The following is a 22,319-nucleotide window of genomic DNA, read 5'->3' as shown; positions in this document are numbered from 1 at the left end:
GGGATGAGCAGTGAGAGATTGACGTACCTTGCCCTTGGCGGGGCGGGGGAAATCGGCATGAACGCCTATGTCTACGGATACGGCGCGCCGGGCAAGGAAAGGTATATCCTTGTGGATCTGGGCGTGACGTTCCCGGACATGGATGGCACGCCGGGGGTGGACCTGATCTTCCCCGACATCGCGTGGCTGGAAGAGCGGCGCGACCAGCTGGAGGCGGTGTTCATCACCCATGCGCACGAGGATCACGTGGGTGCCGTGGCGCATTACTATGACCAGCTGGGCGCGCCGATCTACGCGCGGGCCTTCACCGCCAATATCGCGCGGCGCAAGATGGAGGAGCATGGCCATCCCGAGAAGGCGGTGCAGACCGTGTCGCCCTGGCCCGAGACGACCGAAGCCGGGCCATTTACCGTGGGGTTCGCGCCGATCTCTCATTCGATCCCGGAAAGTTCGGGACTTGTGATCGACACGCCCGCTGGGCGGATCGTGCATTCGGGCGACTTCAAGATCGACATGAGCCCGGTGGTGGGCGAGGCGTTTGACGAGGGGATGTGGGCCGAGATCGCGAAGCCCGGGGTGAAGGCGCTGGTCTGCGATTCGACCAACGTTTTCAACGCCCATGAGGGGCGCAGCGAGAGCACTGTGGGCCCCGAGATCGAGAAGCTGGTGGCGGGGTGCAAGGGCATGGTCGTGGCGACCACGTTTGCCAGCAACGTCGCCCGTGTGAAGACGCTGGCCGAGGCGGGCGAGCGGGCCGGGCGGTCGATCTGCCTTTTGGGCCGGGCGATGCGGCGGATGATCGAGGCCTCGGTCGAGACCGGCGTGCTGACCGACTTTCCACGCACCATCAGCCCCGAGGAAGTGCGTGAGATCCCGCGCGAGAACGTGATGCTGATCGTCACCGGCAGCCAGGGCGAACGCCGGGCGGCCAGTGCGCAGCTGGCGCAGGGCAAGTATAACGGGATCGAGCTGAAGCCCGGCGATACGTTCCTGTTCTCGTCAAAGACCATTCCGGGCAACGAACGCGGCGTCATCCGCATCATCAACCAGTTCAGCGAACAGGGCGTGGACGTGGTGGATGACAGCAGCGGGCTGTACCACGTGTCGGGACACGCCAACCGGCCCGACCTGAAGAAGCTGCACCAGATCGTCCAGCCGCAATTCGTGGTGCCGATGCATGGCGAGCACCGGCACCTGCGCGAGCACGTGAAGCTGGCAGGCGAAAGCAAGCTGCACGGGGTTCTGGCGCCGAATGGCACGATGATCGACCTTTGGGGCAACCGTGCGGAAGTGGCCGAGTATGTCGAGACCGGGCGGACCTATCTGGATGGGTCGGTGAAGATCGGGGCATTGGACGGGATCGTGCGCGACCGCATCCGCATGGCGCTCAATGGACATGTGACGATCAACGTGATCCTCGACGAGAGCGACGAGCCGCTTGGTGAGCCCTGGTGCGAGTTGATGGGCCTGGCCGAGACCGGCAGCAGCCGCGCGCCGCTGGTCGATGTGCTGGAAGAGGACCTCAGCCAGTTCATGGGGCGCGCGAAGTCGAAAACCCTGAGCGATGACGAGGCGCTGGAGGACGGGCTGCGCAAGGTGGCGCGGCAGAGTGCGCTTGGCGAGATCGGCAAGAAGCCCGAGGTGACGGTGATCATCAGCCGGCTGTCGTAACGCGCGGCGGTAGGGCGCGTGGGCTTTCGCCCACCCTACGCGGGTGTCGAGGGTGGGTGTGTTCGGGTGGGTTGGAAGCCCACCCTACGCGAACAATAAGAGCGATGGAGCATGGTGGGTTGGAAACCCACCCTACGGAGTCGGTTGGACGCGTGTGGGAGGTGGGTTTTCACCCACTCCGCGGGGTCGGTTCAGGACACCATCCGTTCGTCGAAGCTCTTGGCGATGAAGCTGGGCAGGTGGTCGCCCATGCCGACGGTCCTGGACTTGTCGTCGCCTTGCTTCTTACCGGAGCTGCCGCGACCGCGCGAGGATTGCTTGCGGTCGTCCTCCGGGCTGGTCTCGGCTTTGGTATCGGTCGCCTCGTCGGGGGCCGTGTCTGCCTTGGCCTCGTCGGTTTTCTGCGGAGCCTCGTCCGGCTTGCGGCGGCTGCGCGAGCGGCGCGGTTTTTTCGGCGCCTCTTCGGACGTGGCGTCGGCCTCGGGCTCGGGCGCGGCATTGCCCAGCGGATTGTCGAGGCGCGGGATTTCTTTCTGGATCAGCTTTTCGACCGCGTCGAGGGCCTTTTCGTCGCGCGGGTTGCAGAGCGTGATCGCCTTGCCCGCGCGGCCGGCGCGGCCGGTGCGGCCGATGCGGTGCACGTAATCCTCGGGGTGGCCGGGGACGTCGAAGTTGAAGACGTGGCTGACCGATGGCACGTCGAGGCCGCGGGCAGCCACGTCGGATGCGACGAGAATGCGCAGAGAACCGGCGCGGAAGCCGTCAAGCGTGCGGGTGCGCTGGCTCTGGTCGAGGTCGCCGTGGATGGGAGCGGCGTCATAGCCGTATTTCTTGAGCGATTTGGCGACGATATCCACGTCCGTCTTGCGGTTGCAGAAGATGATCGCGTTGGTCAGCTTGTCGCCCTCGGCGTCGACCAGCGCGCGCAGCAGCTTGCGCTTTTCGCTGTCGGCACGGTCGCGGCGGGAGGGTTTGAACATCGCCACGCCCTGTTCGATCGTCTCGGACGCCGTCGCCTGGCGGGCGACCTCGATGCGTTCGGGGCTGGAGAGGAAGGTGTTGGTGATCCGCTCGATCTCGGGGGCCATGGTGGCGGAGAAAAACAGCGTCTGGCGGGTGAAGGGGGTGAGGCCGAAGATGCGCTCGATATCGGGGATGAAGCCCATATCCAGCATCCTGTCGGCCTCGTCCACGACCATCACCTTGACGTCGCTGAGGATCAGCTTGCCGCGCTCGAAATGGTCGAGCAGGCGGCCGGGCGTCGCGATCAGGACATCGACGCCCTTGTCGATGATCTGTTCCTGTTCCTTGAAGCTGACGCCGCCGATCAGGAGCGCCTTGGTCAGTTTCAGGTATTTCGAGTAGGTGTCGAAATTCTCGGCCACCTGGGCGGCGAGTTCGCGGGTGGGGCAAAGCACGAGGCTGCGCGGCATGCGCGCGCGGGCGCGGCCCCGGGCCAGAAGCGACAGCATCGGCAGGGTGAAGCCCGCCGTCTTGCCGGTGCCGGTCTGGGCGATTCCCAGGACGTCGCGGCCTTCGAGCGCGGGAGGAATGGCGCCCGCCTGGATGGGGGTGGGTGTCTCGTAGCCGGCTTCTTCGACGGCTTTCAGAACCTTGGGGTTTAGGCTCAGGTCAGAAAATTTGGTCATGTATGTCCACAGTTTTGCGGACACGATTCTGGCCCGCCATCTCGAATTGGCCCATGCGTGCGGGGCCTTGGTTCACTCCCACTATCCCAAGGGCGGGCGTTGGTCAATGTGCGACGCCACGGGACGGACAAAGTGTATATAACGTGTGAATTGTGTGCGTTGCGGCAACAATCAAGGGCGATCAGGCGAAATTCGAGAAGTGGCGGGCGCGTTTGGCGTCCAGGTCGAGGGAGACCGCGTGCAGGTGGCCGAGCGCGTCGAGCCGGCTGCGCAGATCCGGCGTGGCCACGCAGACCTCGGTGAAAAAGGCGCGCAGGGCGTCTTCGCCGCCCTCGGATTCGAGCATCGAGAACAGCTGGTGCATCGTCAGGGCCGTTTCCGAGTGCCGGGCGTTGGCCTTGAGGTCGGGCCGGTAGGAGCCTTGGCTGAGCCGGTAGCGGAAGCGCGCCTGCCAGTCGTCCCAGGTGGGGGCATGAAGATGCACGAGGTGACATTCGTCGAGGTCGAAGAGGTTGGAATCGCGTGTCTTGCCGACGAAGGCGTTGTGGATACGGATGCTGACATCGGGCCGCCCTGTGCGCACGAAGATCTTCCCGGCGACGTGGCTGAGAAAGCCGCCGTTCAGATGCTCGCCGTAGCAGGGGTAAAGCCTGGCGGTCTGTTCGCGGCGGATCCGCAGCACGGGGTCGAAGCCCTTGCACCAAATCGCGCCGGGCGGCGGCGGGTCGGCGGGATCGGGCTGCATCGCCTCGATCGGGCGCACGCGGGCGGAGAGGATGCCGGGCGGGATCGCAGCCAGTTGGGCGGCAAGCGGCGAGAGAGGCTGCAGGAATTCATCGACGTCGACATGCAGGAGCCAGTCGACCTGCGGATCGCGTGTATAGCAATGGGTGGCGTTCAACGACTGGCGGTGCTGGTGCGCGTCCGGACGCCCCTTGTCGCGGCGGCGGCGTTTCCAGTAATCGGCATCCGTCAGGATCGCGCGGCACTTTTGGTGCCGCTTGAGCGCCGAGCGGGCCTCGGGCGCGTCCTCGTCCAGATAGACGAAGACGCGGTGCGCGCCCAGGTCGAGATGGTGCGCGGCGAAATTCAGGATGTCCTGGGCGGGCGCCTTGATCGTGGCGACGATGCCCCATGTGGGATCACTGCTCATGGCCGGAGCATGTGACAGGGGCGGTAGGCGCGCAAGAGGCCCGTGCCTCCGGCGGGGATATTTTGAGCCAGGGGAAGATCAGGAGCGGTCCTGTGTGGCCGAGGGGTGCGGCACGGGGCGGTACCCTGCGGCCAGCGTGGCGACGGTCGAGGCCGGGGTGAGCACGGTCGCGGGCCCTGAGCTGCGGGGCAAGGCGGTGGTGTAGCCGCCGGGGGCGTAGCGCAGGATATGTCCGCCCCAGACCAGATGCGGCGCGTCGTCGTGCAGGATGAAGGCGCCGTCGGGCAGGCGTTCAAGCGGGGCGGTGTGGCGGACCTGCGCGCGCCTGCGGGTGACGCGGTCACGGTGCATCAGGCGGTCGATCTCGTCCAGTGTCGCGGTGCCGTTGGCGGCGTGGAAGAGCGAAACGAAGCGTCTGAACGCGGCGCGGCGGCATTCGCCGCAGGGGCGGTGACCGGCGGCAAGCGCCGTGGGCTCGTCGAGAAAGAAAAGCTCGGTGTAGGCTTCGGGCTGCATGAGCTTGCGACGGCGGTCCTTGAAGTCCAGCACGCAGGTGACCCAGTGCGGGTGGCGCCAGCGGGCCTTTCCCAGCTGCCGATCGGCGTCATGCAGGATGCCGCGGTTGCCCATGAGGGTGCCGCGTTCGGGCGTGGCCGCGATCTCGCCCGTGGGCAGGACGCGGTTTTGCAGGCTCACGGTTGCTTCCTGGCGCGACGCTCTGCCCGTGCGGCCTTCATCCGCTGAACCCGGGAGAAGACGGTACGCGTGTCGGAGACGACCAGCCGCAGCATCGCGCGGGCGAGGGGGGCGATGGTCGCGTCGGCCTCGGACAGCAGCCAGAGCCGGGCGAGCATGTTCTTGTCGAGGTCGCCCGACTTGAAGGAATAGCGGGTGACCGCGAAGGGCATGCTGTGGCGCTTTTCACCGGGTGGAAGGCTGAAGAGTTTTCGCCCGGAGAGCCCGCTGTAGCTGCGTTCGCTCTCGTAGAGCTTGATCGTGTCGAAGAGCACCGCCAGCCCCATCCCGCAGGCGCGTTGGTCGCCGGTCCGGCCATGATCCGCAAAGGTGGTGGCGGAGGACACCATCCAGCGCACGGGCATGTCCTTGACCAGACGTGCGCCATGGTCGGACCACAGGCGGAAAAACAGGGTCAGGGCCTCATCCGGCGGATCACGCCGGCGCAGCACCGCGATGAGGATCGCGTTCAGCACGTGCGCCTCGCTGTAGCCGGCCAGTTGGGCGCTGAAATCCTCGTGTTTTTCATGGATGTCGCGCGTTTTCCGGCGCGGTGGCACGGGACCGGGGGAAACGGTCGCGTGGAAGTAAGGCGAAAGGTCTGCATCGACTGGCGGCAGCAGGTCTTGCCAATTGGTGAATTGGGTGCGCTTGCTCTCGAACCGCCTAACGAGTGAGGCAAATCCGCCGGGGTAAACCTGGTCATTCATTGTGCCAGGATGATGCGAAGAGGCCTGTCACACCATCATTTCCTTGGTCGCCGACAGCTTGATCTCGGGGTAGTCCCGCTCGACGCGATCGATGTCCCATTGCAGGCGGGTGAGGTAGACCGTGTCGCCATCGTTATCGAGCGCGATGTGCTGCTTGTTGGCATTGGTGAATTTCTCGACCGCCTCTTTCGGCCCGTGGACCCAGCGCGCGGAGGTGAATTGGGATGCCTCAAACCGGACGGGCAGGCCGTATTCCAGCTCGATCCGGCTGCCCAGGACCTCGAATTGCAGCTGGCCCACGACGCCGACGATGAAGCCCGCGCCCATTGTGGGTTTAAAGACCTTGGCGGCCCCTTCCTCGGCGAATTGCATCAGGGCCTTTTCCAGGTGCTTGGCCTTCATCGGGTCGCCCGCGCGGCAGTTTTGCAAGAGTTCCGGCGCAAAAGAGGGGATGCCGGTGACGCGCAGAGCCTCGCCTTCGGTCAGGGTGTCGCCGATGCGCAGCTGGCCGTGGTTGGGGATGCCGATGATGTCGCCGGCCCAGGCCTCTTCGGCCAGTTCGCGGTCGGAGGCGAGAAAGAGCACGGGGGCGGAGACCGTCATGGGCTTCTTGGAGCGCACATGGGTCAGTTTCATGCCGCGCTTGAAGTGCCCGGACGCCATGCGCACGAAGGCGACGCGGTCGCGGTGCTTGGGGTCCATATTGGCCTGGACCTTGAAGACAAAGCCGGAAACCTTTGATTCTTCAGGTGAAATCTGGCGAGGCTCGGCTGATTGCGGCTGCGGCTCTGGCCCGTAGGTGCCGATGCCATCCATCAGTTCCTTGACGCCGAAGGAGTTGATGGCGGAGCCGAACCAGATCGGGGTCATGTGGCCTTCGAGAACCGATTGGGGGTTCAGTTCGGGCAGCAATTCGCGTGCCATTTCAACGTCTTCGCGCAGTTTCTCGACCAGATGCGCGGGGACGTGGTCCTCAAGCTTGGGGTCGTCCAGACCGTCGATCTTGACGCTTTCGGCGACCTTGTTGCGGTCGGCGCGGTCCATCAGTTCGAGCCGGTTGCGTAGCATGTCGTAGCAGCCGATGAAATCGCGACCGACGCCGATCGGCCAGGAAGCGGGCGTTACGTCAATGGCCAACATTTCCTGGATTTCGTCAATGATTTCAAATGTGTCTCGGCTTTCTCGGTCCATCTTGTTGCAGAAGGTCAGGATGGGCAGGTCGCGCAGGCGGCAGACCTCGAAAAGCTTCTGCGTCTGGCTTTCCACGCCTTTCGCGCCGTCGATCACCATGACGGCGGCATCGACGGCCGTGAGGGTGCGATAGGTGTCTTCGGAAAAGTCCGAGTGGCCGGGCGTGTCGACGAGATTGAAGCGGAAGGTGTTGAAATCGAACGACATTGCCGAAGCAGAGACGGAAATGCCCCGGTCCTTTTCCATCTGCATGTAGTCCGAGCGGGTGCGCCGCGCCTCGCCCTTAGCGCGCACCTGGCCGGCCATCTGGATGGCGCCGCCGTAAAGCAGGAACTTCTCGGTCAGGGTGGTCTTGCCGGCATCGGGGTGGCTGATGATGGCAAAGGTGCGCCGCCGGGCGATTTCGGCCGGCAGATCGGGGCGATTTGGGACGGTATCCAACATGAGCGACGCTATAGAGGCGGCGCGGGGCAGGTGCAAGATTCGGGCGTCGGTATCGCGTCGGTATCCGAGTGGCATCGCGTCGGTGTCATTTTGGTGTGCCAGGGTGATGCTGTCAGGATGTGGCCAGAGGCGGCATAGGGACCGAGACGCCAGTGGACCGGGCAGGTCCGTCGTGGCAGTATCGGAACATTACGAGAACACACATATGGGAGATTCTAGAGATGGACATGATGCAGGTTGGGACAGAACTGGTGGCCGGATGCCGCGAGGGCCGGGCGAAGGAAAACCTGGAGCGGCTTTACGCCGCCGACGCGGTTTCGGTGGAGGCCGTCGACATGGGGCAGGGCCGCGAGACCCACGGGCTGGACGGGATCCGGGCCAAGCACGAATGGTGGGAGGGCGCGATGGAGATGCTGGAGGCCGAGGTGACCGGCCCGATGTGGCATGGCGACGACCGGTTCGCGGTGATCTTCCGCTCGAAGGTCAAGGAGACGGAGACCGGCAAGGTGTCGGACATGGAAGAGGTCGGCGTCTACACCGTTGCGGACGGCAAGATCGTGCGCGAGGAGTTCTTTTACACCTATTCGGAGGTGTGAGGCAGCCTAGCGCGTCGAGGCGGCCTTGAGCAGCTTGGCCATGTCGGGCCGGATCTCGCCCTCGTTTACTTCGAATTCGAGGTGGGTCCGCCTGGCATGGCCGCCGGCGGGCAGGGCGCGGGCCAGTTCGTCGTTGAGCTCCTGCGGCAGGACGGCGCGGGTGCGCGTGTCGACCAGCAGCGTCTCGGCGGCGATGCCCTCGGCATAGATGATCTGGTGGGTGTCGAAGAGAAGCTGGTAGTAATCGACGAAGCCGCCATCCTCCTGCACCACGGTGTCGCCGTTCACGAGGTGGCGGGCGCGGATCAGAACCTCTGACCGGCCCGCGCCGAGCGCGTCGGAGCGTTGATAGACGAACAATCGGTGATCGGGGCTGACCAGCAGGTCGCCGGTGTTGTTCATCACGCCCGCGCGGATGCGGATGGGGGAGAACTCGCCCACCGCGCGGACGGTGGACTGGCCGATCCAGCGCACGGGTTGGGGGCCGTCGTCGCGGGTGAGGACGCGGTCGCCGACCTTGAGATCCTCGATCGGGGTCTGGGCACCGGACGCCATGGTGATATGCGTGCCCTTCGAGAAGGAAACGCAGGCCACCTCGGCGAATTTCTGGCGGGCGTTGACGGTGTCGATGCCGACCAGGCTGTAGCCGGTGCGCGGTTTCAACTGGGCCAGAGGGTGGGCATAGACCTGGGCCACGTCGCCGGCGGCGTCGACCTCGACCAGGATCAGGATTTCGGAGGTCTGGCCGTTGGCGGACATCACCGTCAGGCAACTGTCGAGATGGACGGTGGCGCCGGGCGTGCCGAGGCGGGAGCCGTCCACGACGGTGAGCGCGTTGCCGTCGCCGGGGGCCAGCGACAGGCGGTGCAGGCGGGCGCCGACTCGCAGGTCGTAGGTGTCGTCGAGATCCAGCTCGTCGGCGAAGGATATGGAATCGCCAAGGTTGGCCCCGTTGATGACCGTGAAATCCGCCGCCCTAAGGACGGGGATGGCATAAGCCGGACGATCTGGGCCCTTGGTCATCATGTTCCTTTTGCCTGTTGCGGTCCGTTGGTGGACCGGCGCTGCCGTGACTGGACGGCATAGCCTAGGATTGTGGCGTCATGTGGTCAACACGGCGACGCGCGCGGGGGTTTCGCTGGTCCCGGTAGGGGCGGAAATGCTAACTGAGGGCAAACGATCGGGAGAGACTATCATGGACCTTGGAATAAAAGGTAAACGCGCGCTGGTCTGCGCGTCGTCGAAAGGGCTGGGGCTGGGCTGTGCCCGGGCGCTGGCGGAGGCGGGCGTGGACCTGGTGATGAACGCGCGGGGGGAAGACGCGCTGGAAGCCTCGGCCGAGGCCATTCGCGGAGACTTTGGCGTGGAGGTGACCACCGTGGCCTGCGACGTGACCACGCCGGACGGGCAAAAGAAGGTGATAAGTGCCGCAGAAGGCGTTGATATCCTTGTGACGAACGCGGGTGGCCCGCCGCCGGGGAAATGGACGGACTGGGACCGTGACGATTTCATCAAGGCGCTGGATGCCAACATGCTGACGCCCATCTCCTTCATCAAGGCGCTGGTGCCGGGCATGATGGAGCGGGGCTGGGGCCGGGTGGTCAACATCACCTCGCAAAGCGTGAAGGCCCCGATCCCGGTGCTGGGGCTGAGCAATTCGGCCCGTGCGGGGCTGACCGGATATGTCGCGGGCACGGCACGGCAGGTGGCGGGAGAAGGCGTGACGATCAACAACCTGCTGCCCGGCATTCATGCGACCGACCGGGCCGATTCGCTGGACAAGGGCGTGAGCGAGGCGCAGTCGATCAGCCTTGAAGAGGCGCGCGCGCAACGGGCGGCGACGATCCCCGCGGGGCGCTACGGCACGGCCGAGGATTTCGGCGCGACCTGTGCGTTCCTGTGCAGCCGGCACGCGGGGTTCATCGTGGGGCAGAACATCCTGCTGGATGGCGGCGCGATCAACGCCACGCTTTAGGGCGAGGGCCAATTTTTGCGCAAAAATTGGGCCGCAGAATTCGAATTTTCCGGGTGCGCCCCTGAAAAACCCGGGATCTGCGGCGGATTGGTTCTTCCAACCGGCGGCGCAAGGGCATAGATACGGTTGACGTACATCCTGCGGGACCCCAGAAACGGGGCCGGGATAAGGGAGACATATCATGCTGAACAACATCGGCCTTCCGGGGCTTTTGCTGATCGCGGTGGTCGTGCTGGTTCTTTTCGGACGCGGCAAGATCTCTTCGCTGATGGGCGAAGTGGGCAAGGGCATCACCTCGTTCAAGAAGGGCGTCGCGGAAGGAAACAAGGAAGTCGAGGACGCCAGCAACGACGCGGCGGATTCGGCCCGGGACGTCACGCCGCAAGACGACAAAGAAAAAGACAAGGCGTAACCCCTTAAATGTTCGACCTGGGCTGGACCGAGCTCATGGTGATCGGCATCGTCGCGCTGATCGTCGTGGGGCCGAAGGATTTGCCGGGCATGTTCCGGACCGTGGGACGGTTCGTGGGCAAGGCCAAGCAGATGGCGCGCGAATTCAGCCGGGCGATGAACGACGCCGCCGATGAGGCCGGCGTCAACGAGGTGTCCAAGACCTTGAAATCGGCCACGAACCCGATGGGTGCGGCGATGGACGAGGTCAAGAAATCGACCGACAGTTTCACCGCCAAGACCATGGCGGGCCCCACGCCCAAGCGGGCCGAGTTCGACGACGACCGCAAGGCGATGGTCGACAAGATCTCGAAACGCTCGGCCGAGATGGCCGAGGAGCGCAAGGCGGCGGAAGAGGCGGCCAAGGCCAAGGCGGCGGACGCCGACGCGCCGAAGCCTGCGGCGGATAAGCCGGGGGAGGCCGCCAAACCCGCGCCGGCCAAGAAGAGCCCGGCGAAAAAGGCGGCAACCAAGACAGGGGCCCAGACAGCGGCCAAGGCTGCACCCAAGAAGGCGGCGCCGAAAAAGGCGCCTGCAACCAAGGCGGCGGCGAAGAAACCTGCGGCCAAGAAGCCCGCCTCGGATAAACCTGCATGAGCGCCTCGGACGACGACGACATCGAGATGAGTTCGGCCCCGCTGATCGAGCACCTGGCAGAGTTGCGCACGCGGCTGATCCGGTCGGTGCTGGCGTTCATGGTCGGGATCGTGTTGGCCTTCGTGGTGGCCGAGCCGATCCTGCAATTCCTGCTGGGCCCGATCGAGGCGACGTTGCGGACCTTGGGCGACCCGTCGCCGACGCTGCAATATACCAGCCCTCAGGAATACCTGTTCACGCTTTTCCGCATCTCGATGGTGTTCGGCTTCATGCTGGCCTTTCCGGTGATCGCGGCGCAGATGTGGCGGTTCGTGGCGCCGGGGCTGTATCGCAATGAGAAGGCGGCGTTCCTGCCGTTCATCATCGCCTCGCCGATCATGTTCCTCCTGGGCGCGGCCTTCGCGCATTTCGTGGTGACGCCGCTGGCGATGAACTTTTTCCTGGGGTTCGCGGATGTGAGCTCGATCTTCGCCAACCTGCTGACCGGCGCGATTGGCGAGGTCGAAACGGTGGCGGACCCGAACCTGCCGGTGGTGCCCGACAACCTGGGCGCGGTGGTGCCGGAGACCGACGAGGGCATTCGCATCACTTTCTTCGGGAAGGTGAACGAGAGCCTTGATATCACGCTGAAATTCATCATGGCCTTCGGCATCTGTTTCCAGTTGCCCGTGCTATTGACGCTGATGGGCAAGGCCGGGCTGGTGAGCGCCGAAGGGCTGGGCGGCGTGCGGAAATATGCCATGGTGGGCATCCTGGTGCTGGCCGCGCTGGTGACGCCGCCGGACGTGGTGACGCAGCTGATCCTGTTCACGGTGGTGTACGGGCTTTACGAGATTTCCATCTTCCTCGTGCGTCGGGTGGAGAAGACCCGCGAGCAGAAACTGCGCGCCGAGGGCGTGTGGTTCGAGGATGACGACGACGAGGTGGACCCGATGGAGGCCGAGTTCGACGCCGACGAGGAGGATGACGGGGGCGACCTGGACGATCTGGACGGAGACCGGAGCAAGACATGACCGCAGACCCGATGGAACGGATCGCCGCCGCGCTGGAGCGGATGAGCCCGGCGCCGTTGGACGCCCCGGATTTCGATGGCGCCGATGCGTTCGTGTGGCATGTGGATCCCGACAGGCTGCATCCCGTGCGGGACGTGAACCGGGTCGACATGGAATTGCTGGTGGGGATCAACCGCTCGCGCGACACGCTGCTGGACAACACGCGGCATTTCGCCAAGGGCCTGCCGGCCAACAACGCGCTCCTGTGGGGTGCGCGGGGCATGGGCAAGTCGAGCCTTGTTAAGGCGGTCCATGCAGCGGTGCGGGCTGAAGGGCACGACCTGAAGATCGTGGAATTGCAGCGCGAGGACCTGCCGAGCGTGGGGCGGCTGCTGAACATCCTGCGGGGCAGCGACGCGCGGTTCATCCTGTTTTGCGACGACCTGAGCTTTGGCCATGACGACCAGCATTACAAGTCGCTGAAAGCGGTGCTGGATGGCGGGATCGAGGGGCGGCCGGAAAACGTTGTGTTCTATGCCACGTCGAACCGGCGCCACCTGATGCCGCGCGACATGATCGAGAACGAGCGGTCGAGCGCGATCAACCCCAGCGAGGCGACGGAAGAGAAGGTCTCGTTGTCCGACAGGTTCGGGCTGTGGCTGGGCTTTCATCCGTGCGACCAGGACGAGTACCTGTCGATGATCCGGGGCTATTGCGAGGCCCACGGGATCGAAATCGACGACGAGACGCTGCGGGCCGAGGCCATCGAATGGCAGGCGACGCGCGGGTCGCGGTCAGGCCGGGTGGCGTGGCAGTATTTCACCGATCTGGCCGGACGGCGGGGCGTGAGCCTCTGAGGGGTTTCCCGAGTATTTCTTGAACGGTGAGACGGGGCGGAGGTTGCGCCTGTCTTGTGCTGGTTCGCGGCGGTGGGGTGGTACCCCACCCTACGCTGACGTCGGCATTGTTGCTGTGGAGGCAATAGTATCGCTATGTTCATTGCAGGCGAAGAGCAAAGGCGCGGCAAGCTGTAACATGGCGGCGGCGGAGGCTGGCGTATGGTGGGTGGGGTGCGATGGTGGGGTGAAACCCCACCCTACGTTGTTACGGCGATCGCAATCAAATCGTGGCAATTATTGTTCGGCCGGGTGCGTGCCCGGCCGCAATGTGCCTATTGCAGGTAAGGCAAGGGATCGACGCTGTCGAAGCCTTCGCGCACCTCGAAATGCAGCGCGGCGGTGCCTTCGCTGCGGATCGAGGCAAGCTGGCCGCCGCGGGAGATCTGGTCGCCCTTGGACACTCTGACCTTGTCGACATTGGAATAGACCGTCAGCAGGTTGTCGTAATGCTTGACCACGATGATCGGCACGCCGTTGGTGTCCTTGGTGATGGCGGCGACGGTGCCGGCCTCGGCGGCGCGCACCGGTGTGCCGGCGGGAGCGGCGATGTCGATGCCGTCGTTGCGGCCCTTGGCATATTCGCGGATGATGTCGCCCTTGACCGGGTAGGCCATGCGCGCGCCGCTGCTGGCGCTGGCGGTGTTGGTGCCCAGATCGGGGGCTGCGGTGCTTTCCACGGGCTTGGCCGCGGGCACGGTATCCTCTTGCGGCAGCGGTTGCGCCGCAGAGGGAGGGGTGGGCGTGGGCGAGCCCTGGCCCGGCACGGTGGTTTCCAGCGAGGTGGTCTGAACCTCGTCGGGCGAGGCGTCGGGCAGGGCCACGGGGATCAGCAGGTATTGCCCCTCGCGCACGGCGAAGTCGGTGCCGAGGCCGTTCCAGTCGGCCAGGCTGCGCACCGACACGTCGTAAAGCCGGGCGATGGTAAAGGCGGTTTCGCCGCGCTGGACCTGGTGGCGGACAGGCTCGACGCCCGACTGGCCGCGGTCGAGGCTGCGGTTGGTCGTGCTGGTGCGGCCCGCGCTGGCATTCTCGATCGCATTCCCGGCGACCGAGGCGATATCGACGCCGGGGCGCGGCGTGAGCGGGCCGCCAGCGGGTTCGGAGACGCGACCGGGCAGGGCGATCACCTCGCCGTCGCGCAGGGTGTCGCCGGGCTGAATGCCGTTGTAGCGCGACAGTTCGGACACGTCGGCGCCGATGCGGCGCGCGAGGCTTTGCAATGTGTCGCCGCGGCGGGCCACGGCGACCTGGTAATTGGGATAGGAGATGATGCCGCGGCTGTCGGGGGTGGGCCGGCTGGCGCTGGCATTGCGCGCGGCCTCGGCGGTGCCCGGGCCACCGTCGCGCATGTCGATGTCGAAATCGTCGCACCCGGCCACGGCCAGCAGCGCCACGGCGCAAACGAGGGTTCGCATGGAGGTCTTGAAGTGGCTCATCTCGATCTTGTCCTCATCTCGCTCCCCTTGTTGGCCGGGGATCAAAGCAGAGACCGGGAGCAGCCCCGGCCATGATGTCGTTCCTGTCCTGTCAGTCCCGGCCCAGCCCTTCGAGCAGGGGCACGAAACGTACCGGGCGCAGTTCGTCGTAGTCGAAGCCGGTTTCGGACCTGGTGACCCGGATCAGGCTTTGCACCGCGTCGGACTGCCCCACGGGTACCACCATGATACCCCCGATTTTCAACTGCGCCAAGAGCGGCCCGGGCGGATCCTCGGCGGCGGCGGTCACCAGAATGCGGTCGAAGGGCGCCTGGTCGGGCAGGCCGAAGCTGCCATCCGCTGTCAGTGCGGTGATGTTGGTCAGGTCCAGGTCCTGGAAAAGCGTGCTGGCATCGGCGACCAGCGCCTTGTGCCGGTCGACGGTATAGACGCGGCGGGCCAGCTGGCTGAGGATCGCGGCCTGGTAGCCCGAGCCGGTGCCGACCTCGAGCACCTTGTCGCGGGGCGTGACGCGCAGGGCCTGCGTCATCAGGCCGACGACGGAGGGCTGCGAGATGGTCTGGCCGCAGGCGATGGGCAGGGGCATGTCCTCGTACGCGCGGGTGGCGAAATGGCCGCGCACGAAGGGGCCGCGGTCGATCTTTTCCATCGCCATGAGAACGCGCTTGTCGGTCACCCCGCGCGAGCGCAGCGCGAAGAGAAACTGCATCTTGCGTTCGGCGATATCGTCGGCGTCCTCGGTCATCAGCGTCATTCGATCGCCTTGAGCGCGTCGAGCGCGTCATGCGCGGTGAGGTCGGCGCGCATGGGCGTGACGGAAATGTAACCCTTGAGGTTCCAGTCGGCGTCGGTGCCGTCGGCGGTGGGCTCGCCCTGCGGCGCGCCGGTGACCCACAGGAAACGGCGCCCGGACGGCGAGGTGGTGGGCTGCACGCCGAAGCCCATGTCGCGGCGGAAGCCCTGGCGGCAGGCGCGGATGCCCTGCACCTCGGCGCCGGGGATGGGCGGGAAGTTGACGTTGTAGAAGATGCCGTAATCGTCCTGCGTCCAGACGCCCTTGTCGAGAAGGGTGCGCAGGGTGGCAAGGCCATGCTGGCGGCTTGATTCGAACTTGTCGTCGAGGTCGCGGTTGCGGGGGCCGTAATACTGGCTGAGGGCGACGGCGGGAAAGCCTTGCAAGGCGGCTTCCATCGCCGCGCCGACGGTGCCGGAATAGACCGCGTTCTCGGCGGCATTGTTGCCGCGGTTGACGCCCGAGAGGATCAGGTCGGGGGGCGTGTCCTTCATCACGTCGTGGATGGCGGCCAGCACGCAGTCGGCGGGAGAGCCCTGCGCGGCGAAGCGGCGCTCCTCCATCTGGCTGATCATCATCGGGGTGGTGTAGGAAATGCAGTGCCCGACGCCCGATTGCTCGAAGGCGGGGGCCACGGTCCAGACCTCGCCCGAGGGGCCGGCAAGGTCGGTTGCGATCTCTTCCAGGACGGCGAGGCCGGGTGCCGAGATGCCGTCGTCGTTGGTGATGAGAATGCGCAAGGGGCTGCTCCTGCCTGCAAGTGGGATTGGCGGGGTTTCGCCTTGTTTAGCTGTGCGGCGGGCAGGGAGCAAGCGCCGCCCGGCCCGACGGGACAGGGCCGGTCCGAGGCGCGACCACAGGGCAACAGGAGGCGCGTGTCGCGCAGGTGGCAGGCGTCGGAGATGAGTATTTTTGGCAAGAAAAAGCCGGGGGCGGGGAATCGGGTCCGATGCCGCGGGGGCGCAGAGAACGTGGGGTGTGGTGGGACGGCGCGAGCGGACGTGGAGCACGCTCCGACCGTATGCTCTAGAGTTTCTGGCCGGGAAGCTTGAGCGCCTGGCGAACCCAGCTTGCGAGTTGACTGGTGTCGAGAGCTTCACCCTCGTGAATGTCCAGATACCGGACGCCTTCAACCTTGGAAGCCTTTGGCGGCATGGGGTCGAGCGAAGACCCGGTCAGGAAGGTGATTTGGACGTATTTTGTGTAACAATACATCGCAAGAAACCAGCCGTCTTCTTTCCCGAAGAACGGCGTGTTCCATCGGACTTGCTTGCGGACATCCGGAAAGACTTCCTGCACGGTTTCGTCGATCCGCTTGCCCAGGGCGCTCTTCCAGCCTGGCATGGCGGAGATATACGCTTGGACAGCCTCGTCGCCGTCTCCCTTCGGGATGTAGGGATTTGTGCTCGAGGAGTGTGTTGGTTTTCTGGTTTCGGACATGCGCGGATAGTAGCACCGAGATCGTGCAAAGCCGACCGTCGAATTGTCAAAGCATCCGGAAGTTCGGCCCCAAAACGGAGAACGGTGGTGTTCGAGGGACGCGCGCCAACGCGGCGCGATCACCGAGGCTTGGGTGATTTGGCGGCACGGGAAACAGCCTGATCGCCGTCTCGCCGCGGCTTCAGAGAATCTCTGGCAACAGGCGCGCGGCGACGTCGGGCGCGGAGGGCAGCGCCTCGCGGTCCTCGCCCGGAAAGAAGCGGGCGCGGGTCGCGGTGGCGATGGGGCCGGGGTCGATCACCTGCACCCTGGGGCCGAGCTTGACGGTTTCGGCCTGCCAGCTGCGGGCCAGCGCGGTCTGGGCGGCCTTGGTGGCGCCGTAGGCCCCGAAGAATTTCTGCCCGGCGCGGGGATCCTCGAAGAAGACGGCGCGGCCCTGTTCGCCCAGCAGCGGGCTGACGAAGCCGATGAGGCGGGCCACTGCATCGACATTGGTGTTCAGCGAATTGCGCCAGTCCTTGGCGTCGATCTGGTGCGTGGGCGCCATGGGGGCGGCGTGAACGGCGGTGTGCACCCAGAGGTCGAGAGCGCCCCAGCGGTCATAGATTGACCGGCAGAGCTGGGCCATGGCGGCCTCGGTGTTGATGTCCATGGGCGCCAGCGTCGCCTCGCCGCCCTGCGCCTTGATGCGGTCGTCCAGCTCTTCCAGCGCGCCGGTGGTGCGGGCGACGGCCACGATATGATGCGTCGGCGCAAGGGCCTGGGCGAGCGCCGCGCCAAGACCGCGCGAGGCGCCGGTCACGAGGGCGAGTTTGCGGGATGCTGCGTCATTCATGCCCTGCCAAATCTCATTCCGGCCGGGCAAGATCAAGTGCAATCCACTTGACACTTGGCCGCGCGCGCCCAAAAAAGGCGGATGAAACGAGGACAGGAAAGGACAGTGCCATGGCGGATACCGTTTTGAGCAAGGCCGTGATCGGCCACGAAGGTTTGACGAGGAAACTGGGGTTGGTGATCGGCGGATCGCTGTTCATCGCCATGGCGGCGCAGGTGAGCATACCGTTCTTTCCTGTGCCGATGACGTTGCAGACGCTGGCGATCCTGATCGTCGGGCTGACCTTCGGCTCGCAACTGGGGCTGGCGACGCTGGTCACCTACCTGGGCTATGGCGCGATGGGCCTGCCTGTCTTTGCCAACGGCATGTCGGGTGCGGCGCTGATGGGGCCGACCGCCGGTTTCCTTTATGGCTTTGTCGCGATGGCGTTCTTGGCCGGGCTGGCCGTCGAGAAGGGCCTGGCGCGGGGTGTCGTGTCGACCGCTCTTGTCGGTGTGGCGCTGTCGGCAATGATCTATATCCCCGGGCTGGGCTGGCCGGCGCTGGTGATGGGCAAAACTGTGCCCGAGCTTTGGGCGGGCTGGATGGCGCCGTTCCTGCTGGGCGACGTGGTCAAGGCCGTGATCGCGGCGATGGTCGTCTGGGGCGGCTGGAAAGCGTTTGGCCGTAAAGCTTGAGCCTTACTAGATTTGCGAAATTGCCGCTCTGTCAGGGGCGGCTTTTTTGCTTTTGACGGCTTTATGTCTTGCGCCAACGGGAACAACGGTAAGAGATAATCCAACCCGGGGCCACATCCCGACCGTTGGCGGCGCGATTGCGCGGTGCATAGGCTTGCGCAAAATCACCTTTTTCTGTGTTTCTAGTCAGCGTGCCACCACGGCAGTGCGTCTTTGTGGCGACTTCTTGAGCGAGTTGAATGGCCGCGTCTCGATTGGTTTTTGAATATAGACGCCCAGAAAAAATGTAGGTTTGATCGGTTTTCAAGCGCCTGAATACGTCGCGCGGGTAGCGTGCGGACGGATCGGCAGTTGGATTGATCCGAACTTCAATCGGAATCGCGGCGCCGCGACCGCTGCTTTTGTAAGTTTGATGCGCATTGACCGGGTAGAGCACCTCTATCGTAGAATGCCCTTGTGAATGTGCAACGAGCAAGCCCAGTCCGTTGCCTGACCAACGGCTTTCACGGCTCGGCGGTGTTCTTGGGGTATCTGCGGGCGTGAAATAAGCCGTGGTTGAAAACGTACCGTGCGTTTCTTCCGTTATACCACGTGCCGCATAATACTCTTCGATGAACGAATCGACGCCGTAAGGATTGCCTTGCGGTGGAGGACCGCCGCCACAAGCAGAAAGAAACAGCGACGCAGAAAGGCCGGCGATGACGTATCGGGACATGAAAAAACGCCTAACTTTAAACCTACAAGAGCAGGTCTGTTGTCCAAAAGCTCGTTCCATTTAGTCGCTCGAGCGAAGTGCAACAAGCCAATTTCTAAAGCGTTTCGCGATAAACCTGAATCACAGCCTATCGCGGAACGCAGCACAACAGCCAATCGTTGCACGCGTTTCGCCTTTCGCTGATGGCTCAGGTTAAAGGCGAAACGCTTTTGATGATTAACTTTTCGGCATTTCCAGCGTGGTGGTGTTGGCGCCGCGGGCGATGACGAGCTTGCCTTCCTCGATGGCCACAACTTTGGCGTTGCCGATGGTGGCGCCCTTGGTGACGGTGGCGATCTTGCCCGAGGCGGTGCGGATCAGTGCGCGGTCGCCGTCGGGCTTGAGGAACGTGCCGAGCAGCGCGAGGCGCCCCGAGGGGAGCGCGTTCTTGTCGGTCGCCGTCTCGAGTGTTTCGCGGGGTGTGTCGGTCTCGGATGCCATTCTGTGCCTGTTCGCGTTGCGTGGGTGAACGCGCGGCATCTAAGGGCGACTCAGGGCAATGAAAACCCGGCTATGCAGGGATCGGCGGAATGGCGCTGCGTTGCAGCATGGGACTGGCGGAGGGGCGCTTATCCGCCTTTGCGGAAGGCCTTGCGGGAGGATGAGCCGAGAGACACTACCGCTTATTCGGCGGCCTTGAGCTCGAATCCCTTTTCGATCTGGTCCGACGGCTCGACCGGATAGTCGCCCGAGAAGCAGGCGTCGCAATATTGCGGACACCCTGTGTCGCGGCCCTTGGCCTCGCCCACGGCGCGGTAGAGACCGTCGAGCGAGATGAACTTGAGGCTGTCGACGGCCAGATGTTCGCGCATCTCGTCCTCGGACATGGTGGCGGCCAGCAGTTTTTCGCGGTTGGGTGTGTCGACGCCGTAGAAACAGGGCCAGGCGGTGGGGGGCGACGCGATGCGGAAATGCACCTCGGCGGCGCCGGCATCGAGGATCATTTCCTTGATCTTGCGCGAGGTGGTGCCGCGCACGACGCTGTCATCGACGAGGATCACGCGCTTGCCCTGGATGAGCGCGCGGTTGACGTTGAGCTTGAGCCGGACGCCCATGTTGCGGATCTGCTCGGTCGGTTCGATGAAGGTGCGGCCCATGTACTGGTTGCGGATGATGCCCATGGCGTAGGGGATGCCGCTTTCCTGACTGAAGCCGATGGCGGCGGGGGTGCCGGAATCGGGCACCGGGCAGACGAGATCGGCCTCGACCGGGCTTTCCTTGGCCAGTTCCACGCCGATCTGGCGGCGGGTCTCATAGACCGAGCGGCCGCCGATGATGGAATCGGGGCGCGAGAAATAGACATGTTCGAAGATGCAGAAGCGTGAGCGGCGCGGGCGGAAGGGCCGATGGCTTTCGACCCCGTCCTCGTTGATGACGACCATCTCGCCCGGTTCGATCTCGCGCACGAACTGGGCGCCGATGATGTCGAGCGCGCAGGTTTCCGAGCTGAGCACCCAGCCGTCGCCGACCTGGCCCAGAACAAGCGGGCGGACGCCCAGCGGGTCGCGCACGCCGATCAGTTTCGTGCGGGTCATGGCGACGATGGAGAACGCGCCCTCGACCCGGCGCAGGGCGTCTTCCATGCGTTCGGGGATGTTGCGTTGCAGCGAGCGGGCCATCAGGTGGATGATGCACTCGGTGTCGGAATTGGACTGGAAGATCGAGCCACGCTCGATGAGTTCGCGCCGCAGGGCGTTGGCGTTGGTGATGTTGCCGTTATGGGCAATCGCGGCCCCGCCCATGGCGAATTCGCCGAAGAAGGGCTGCACGTCGCGGATCACCGGGTTCTTGCCGCCGGCGGTGGAATAGCGCACGTGCCCGATGGAGAGCGGGCCGGGCAGGGTTTCCATCAGCGACTGGCGGGTAAAGTTGTCGCGCACGTAGCCGAAGCGGCGGGCGGAATTGAAGCCTTGTTCGGGGTCGTGGGAGACGATGCCGCCGGCCTCTTGCCCGCGATGCTGCAGGGCGTGCAGGCCGAGGGCCACGAAATTGGCGGCGTCGGTGACGCCGATCACCCCGAAGACGCCGCATTCCTCGCGCAGTTTGTCCTCGTCGCCGGTGTCGCGCACCGCGTCGAAGTCGAAGGGATGGGCAGGGGGCATTTGCTTGTCGGACAAGGGGCAGCTCCGAATCCGTGGACGCTTGGGCACTAGATAGTAGGTCGGGGCGGATATGTCACGAAACTATCATGTGAAATTTTGCGCTGTGACGTGACGTGTCAAACGGGCGACGGTCATCCGGGTAAAAATGCGGGCCATCAATAGCGAGACAGGACCGCGCCCGCGGCAACCAGCACGGCGGCGAGCACGCGTTGCGGCGAGACATCGCGCGGCGTCAGGCCGAAGAAACCGAAATGGTCGATCAGCAGGGCCGCGATCATCTGACCCAGGATCAGTACGGTGGTGGTGGTCAGCACGCCCAGGATCGGCACCGCCCAGAGCGCGGACCAGACATAGACCGCCCCGAGCGCGCCGCCGATCAGCAGGTACTTGGGCACGAAGGGCGCGCGGGCCAGGGCCGGGCCGTCGCCGTGGACGATCGAGAGCGCCAGAAGGATGAAGAACCCGACGCCGAACGAGATCGTGGCGGCCGCCAGCGTGCTGTCGATGGAGCGCCCAAGGGCGGAGTTGATCGGGGCCTGCATGGCGATGAAGGACCCGCAGACCGCGATCAGGATCGCCGCGAAGAGGGGGGCGGAGGGCAAGACGCTGCGCCTATTGCTGCTGCGTTTCGGTGGGCTGGGGGTCGACGGGCTCTGCCGGGGCGTCGCAGGCGCTGACCAGGTCCTCGTATTTCTGGGTGATCCAGCCGAGCGCCTGTTCGGGGTTGCCGTCCTCGACCTTGGAGGTGAGCTGGGCAAAGACGCGGGCCGAGCGGCTGTCGTCGATCATCTGGATGTCCTGGCTGGTCACCACGGTTTCATAGACGAAATAGGCGATGGCCACCAAGAGGACGCCGCGCGCCACGCCGAAGAGAAAGCCCAGACCCTGGTCGATGCCGCCCAAGGCGGAGCGTTGCACCACCGAGGAAAAGAGCGGGGTGATGAGCGAGGTCACGATGAGGGTGACGGCGAAGATCGCCGCCGCGGCGGCCAGCATGGAGAGCGCGCAGGTGTCGGCGAGGAATTCGCCCACCACGGGCACTTCCTTGACCAGCGGTTCGACCTGGGGCGCGAACAGGAACGCGAGGATGGCGGCCACAATCCAGCCGGCGATGGCCAGAAGCTCGCGCACGATGCCGCGCGAATAGGCCAGCAGTGCCGACAGCACGATGATCAGCGCGACGATGCCGTCGATGATGGTGAAGCCTTCCATGAGCGCGT

The 22,319-nt window shown here is 64.9% G+C and carries 24 protein-coding genes; 8 read left to right on the top strand and 16 right to left on the bottom strand.

The window, feature by feature from the left end; genetic code table 11:
- Window positions 1–3 precede the first annotated feature (3 nt).
- Window positions 4–1,671: a ribonuclease J gene (locus tag ACQY4V_RS09345; RefSeq protein WP_428516809.1), complete on the top strand. Its 1,668-nt coding sequence runs from the start codon at window positions 4–6 to the stop codon at window positions 1,669–1,671.
- Between the two features lie 191 nt (window positions 1,672–1,862).
- On the opposite strand, the gene ACQY4V_RS09340 is transcribed toward ACQY4V_RS09345, so the two are convergent.
- The 5 genes from ACQY4V_RS09340 to ACQY4V_RS09320 all read right to left on the bottom strand — a co-directional run bounded on the left by ACQY4V_RS09340 (window position 1,863) and on the right by ACQY4V_RS09320 (window position 7,553).
- Window positions 1,863–3,320 carry a DEAD/DEAH box helicase gene (locus ACQY4V_RS09340; protein WP_428516807.1) on the bottom strand — a complete coding sequence of 486 codons (1,458 nt, stop codon included), beginning with the start codon at window positions 3,318–3,320 and terminating at the stop codon, window positions 1,863–1,865.
- 181 nt (window positions 3,321–3,501) lie between these two features.
- Window positions 3,502–4,473: a glycosyltransferase family 2 protein gene (locus ACQY4V_RS09335; protein ID WP_428516806.1), complete on the bottom strand. Its 972-nt coding sequence runs from the start codon at window positions 4,471–4,473 to the stop codon at window positions 3,502–3,504.
- Window positions 4,474–4,551: 78 nt separating this feature from the next.
- The gene (locus tag ACQY4V_RS09330) at window positions 4,552–5,169 is read right to left on the bottom strand and encodes a hypothetical protein (protein ID WP_428516804.1); all 618 of its coding nucleotides are present in this window, start codon (window positions 5,167–5,169) and stop codon (window positions 4,552–4,554) included.
- A complete protein-coding gene (locus ACQY4V_RS09325) occupies window positions 5,166–5,918 on the bottom strand; it encodes a hypothetical protein (protein ID WP_428516802.1) in 753 nt (250 codons plus the stop codon). The genes ACQY4V_RS09330 and ACQY4V_RS09325 overlap by 4 nt, the downstream gene beginning before the upstream one ends.
- 27 nt (window positions 5,919–5,945) lie before the next feature.
- Window positions 5,946–7,553, bottom strand: a complete 1,608-nt coding sequence (locus ACQY4V_RS09320; RefSeq protein ID WP_428516800.1) for a peptide chain release factor 3 — start codon at window positions 7,551–7,553, stop codon at window positions 5,946–5,948.
- 230 nt (window positions 7,554–7,783) lie between these two features.
- Between ACQY4V_RS09320 and ACQY4V_RS09315 the strand changes: the two genes are divergently transcribed.
- On the top strand, window positions 7,784–8,149 hold the full coding sequence (locus tag ACQY4V_RS09315) for a nuclear transport factor 2 family protein (protein ID WP_428516798.1): 366 nt from the start codon (window positions 7,784–7,786) through the stop codon (window positions 8,147–8,149).
- A gap of 6 nt (window positions 8,150–8,155) precedes the next feature.
- Here the strand turns inward: ACQY4V_RS09315 and ACQY4V_RS09310 are convergent, their stop codons facing one another.
- Window positions 8,156–9,172, bottom strand: coding sequence for a Hint domain-containing protein (locus ACQY4V_RS09310; RefSeq protein WP_428516796.1), 1,017 nt, complete (start codon window positions 9,170–9,172; stop codon window positions 8,156–8,158).
- Window positions 9,173–9,344: 172 nt separating this feature from the next.
- On the opposite strand from ACQY4V_RS09310, the gene ACQY4V_RS09305 reads away from it, so the two are divergent.
- The 5 genes from ACQY4V_RS09305 to ACQY4V_RS09285 all read left to right on the top strand — a co-directional run bounded on the left by ACQY4V_RS09305 (window position 9,345) and on the right by ACQY4V_RS09285 (window position 13,020).
- Window positions 9,345–10,124 carry an SDR family oxidoreductase gene (locus ACQY4V_RS09305; RefSeq protein WP_428516794.1) on the top strand — a complete coding sequence of 260 codons (780 nt, stop codon included), beginning with the start codon at window positions 9,345–9,347 and terminating at the stop codon, window positions 10,122–10,124.
- Window positions 10,125–10,305: 181 nt separating this feature from the next.
- Window positions 10,306–10,536: a twin-arginine translocase TatA/TatE family subunit gene (locus ACQY4V_RS09300; RefSeq protein WP_428516793.1), complete on the top strand. Its 231-nt coding sequence runs from the start codon at window positions 10,306–10,308 to the stop codon at window positions 10,534–10,536.
- Window positions 10,537–10,544: 8 nt separating this feature from the next.
- Complete coding sequence (tatB, locus tag ACQY4V_RS09295) at window positions 10,545–11,171, top strand: Sec-independent protein translocase protein TatB (protein WP_428516791.1); 627 nt, start codon at window positions 10,545–10,547, stop codon at window positions 11,169–11,171.
- Window positions 11,168–12,184 (top strand): twin-arginine translocase subunit TatC, encoded by a 1,017-nt coding sequence (tatC, locus tag ACQY4V_RS09290; protein ID WP_428516789.1) that lies wholly within the window; start codon window positions 11,168–11,170, stop codon window positions 12,182–12,184. The genes tatB and tatC overlap by 4 nt, the downstream gene beginning before the upstream one ends.
- Window positions 12,181–13,020 (top strand): ATP-binding protein, encoded by an 840-nt coding sequence (locus ACQY4V_RS09285; RefSeq protein WP_428516787.1) that lies wholly within the window; start codon window positions 12,181–12,183, stop codon window positions 13,018–13,020. The genes tatC and ACQY4V_RS09285 overlap by 4 nt, the downstream gene beginning before the upstream one ends.
- A 314-nt stretch (window positions 13,021–13,334) precedes the next feature.
- Here the strand turns inward: ACQY4V_RS09285 and ACQY4V_RS09280 are convergent, their stop codons facing one another.
- The 5 genes from ACQY4V_RS09280 to ACQY4V_RS09260 all read right to left on the bottom strand — a co-directional run bounded on the left by ACQY4V_RS09280 (window position 13,335) and on the right by ACQY4V_RS09260 (window position 17,566).
- Entirely contained in the window at window positions 13,335–14,498 is a 1,164-nt protein-coding gene (locus ACQY4V_RS09280) for a peptidoglycan DD-metalloendopeptidase family protein (RefSeq protein ID WP_428516785.1), read from the bottom strand.
- 91 nt (window positions 14,499–14,589) lie between these two features.
- Window positions 14,590–15,243, bottom strand: coding sequence for a protein-L-isoaspartate(D-aspartate) O-methyltransferase (locus tag ACQY4V_RS09275; protein ID WP_222451012.1), 654 nt, complete (start codon window positions 15,241–15,243; stop codon window positions 14,590–14,592).
- A 5-nt stretch (window positions 15,244–15,248) separates the two neighbouring features.
- Window positions 15,249–16,031: a 5'/3'-nucleotidase SurE gene (gene surE, locus ACQY4V_RS09270; protein ID WP_428516783.1), complete on the bottom strand. Its 783-nt coding sequence runs from the start codon at window positions 16,029–16,031 to the stop codon at window positions 15,249–15,251.
- Window positions 16,032–16,317: 286 nt separating this feature from the next.
- A complete protein-coding gene (locus ACQY4V_RS09265) occupies window positions 16,318–16,635 on the bottom strand; it encodes a DUF1801 domain-containing protein (RefSeq protein WP_428516782.1) in 318 nt (105 codons plus the stop codon).
- Between the two features lie 277 nt (window positions 16,636–16,912).
- A complete protein-coding gene (locus tag ACQY4V_RS09260; RefSeq protein ID WP_428516780.1) occupies window positions 16,913–17,566 on the bottom strand; it encodes an SDR family NAD(P)-dependent oxidoreductase in 654 nt (217 codons plus the stop codon).
- Between the two features lie 110 nt (window positions 17,567–17,676).
- On the opposite strand from ACQY4V_RS09260, the gene ACQY4V_RS09255 reads away from it, so the two are divergent.
- Entirely contained in the window at window positions 17,677–18,243 is a 567-nt protein-coding gene (locus ACQY4V_RS09255) for a biotin transporter BioY (protein ID WP_428516779.1), read from the top strand.
- Window positions 18,244–18,304: 61 nt separating this feature from the next.
- Here ACQY4V_RS09255 and ACQY4V_RS09250 read toward each other — a convergent pair whose 3' ends face one another.
- The 5 genes from ACQY4V_RS09250 to ACQY4V_RS09230 all read right to left on the bottom strand — a co-directional run bounded on the left by ACQY4V_RS09250 (window position 18,305) and on the right by ACQY4V_RS09230 (window position 22,311).
- Complete coding sequence (locus ACQY4V_RS09250) at window positions 18,305–18,958, bottom strand: hypothetical protein (RefSeq protein WP_428516777.1); 654 nt, start codon at window positions 18,956–18,958, stop codon at window positions 18,305–18,307.
- 216 nt (window positions 18,959–19,174) lie between these two features.
- Window positions 19,175–19,438, bottom strand: a complete 264-nt coding sequence (locus ACQY4V_RS09245; RefSeq protein ID WP_428516775.1) for a hypothetical protein — start codon at window positions 19,436–19,438, stop codon at window positions 19,175–19,177.
- A 182-nt stretch (window positions 19,439–19,620) separates the two neighbouring features.
- Window positions 19,621–21,099 (bottom strand): amidophosphoribosyltransferase, encoded by a 1,479-nt coding sequence (purF, locus tag ACQY4V_RS09240; protein ID WP_428517207.1) that lies wholly within the window; start codon window positions 21,097–21,099, stop codon window positions 19,621–19,623.
- A gap of 155 nt (window positions 21,100–21,254) precedes the next feature.
- Window positions 21,255–21,701 carry a DMT family transporter gene (locus ACQY4V_RS09235; protein WP_428516773.1) on the bottom strand — a complete coding sequence of 149 codons (447 nt, stop codon included), beginning with the start codon at window positions 21,699–21,701 and terminating at the stop codon, window positions 21,255–21,257.
- 10 nt (window positions 21,702–21,711) lie between these two features.
- Window positions 21,712–22,311, bottom strand: a complete 600-nt coding sequence (locus tag ACQY4V_RS09230; protein ID WP_428516771.1) for a CvpA family protein — start codon at window positions 22,309–22,311, stop codon at window positions 21,712–21,714.
- Between the last annotated feature and the right edge of the window lie 8 nt (window positions 22,312–22,319).

It is taken from the genome of Roseovarius sp., assembly GCF_965277045.1.
Taxonomy (GTDB): domain Bacteria; phylum Pseudomonadota; class Alphaproteobacteria; order Rhodobacterales; family Rhodobacteraceae; genus Roseovarius.
The sequence above is the reverse complement of the archived record's forward strand: the minus strand, read 5'-3'. Positions and strand labels throughout refer to the sequence as shown.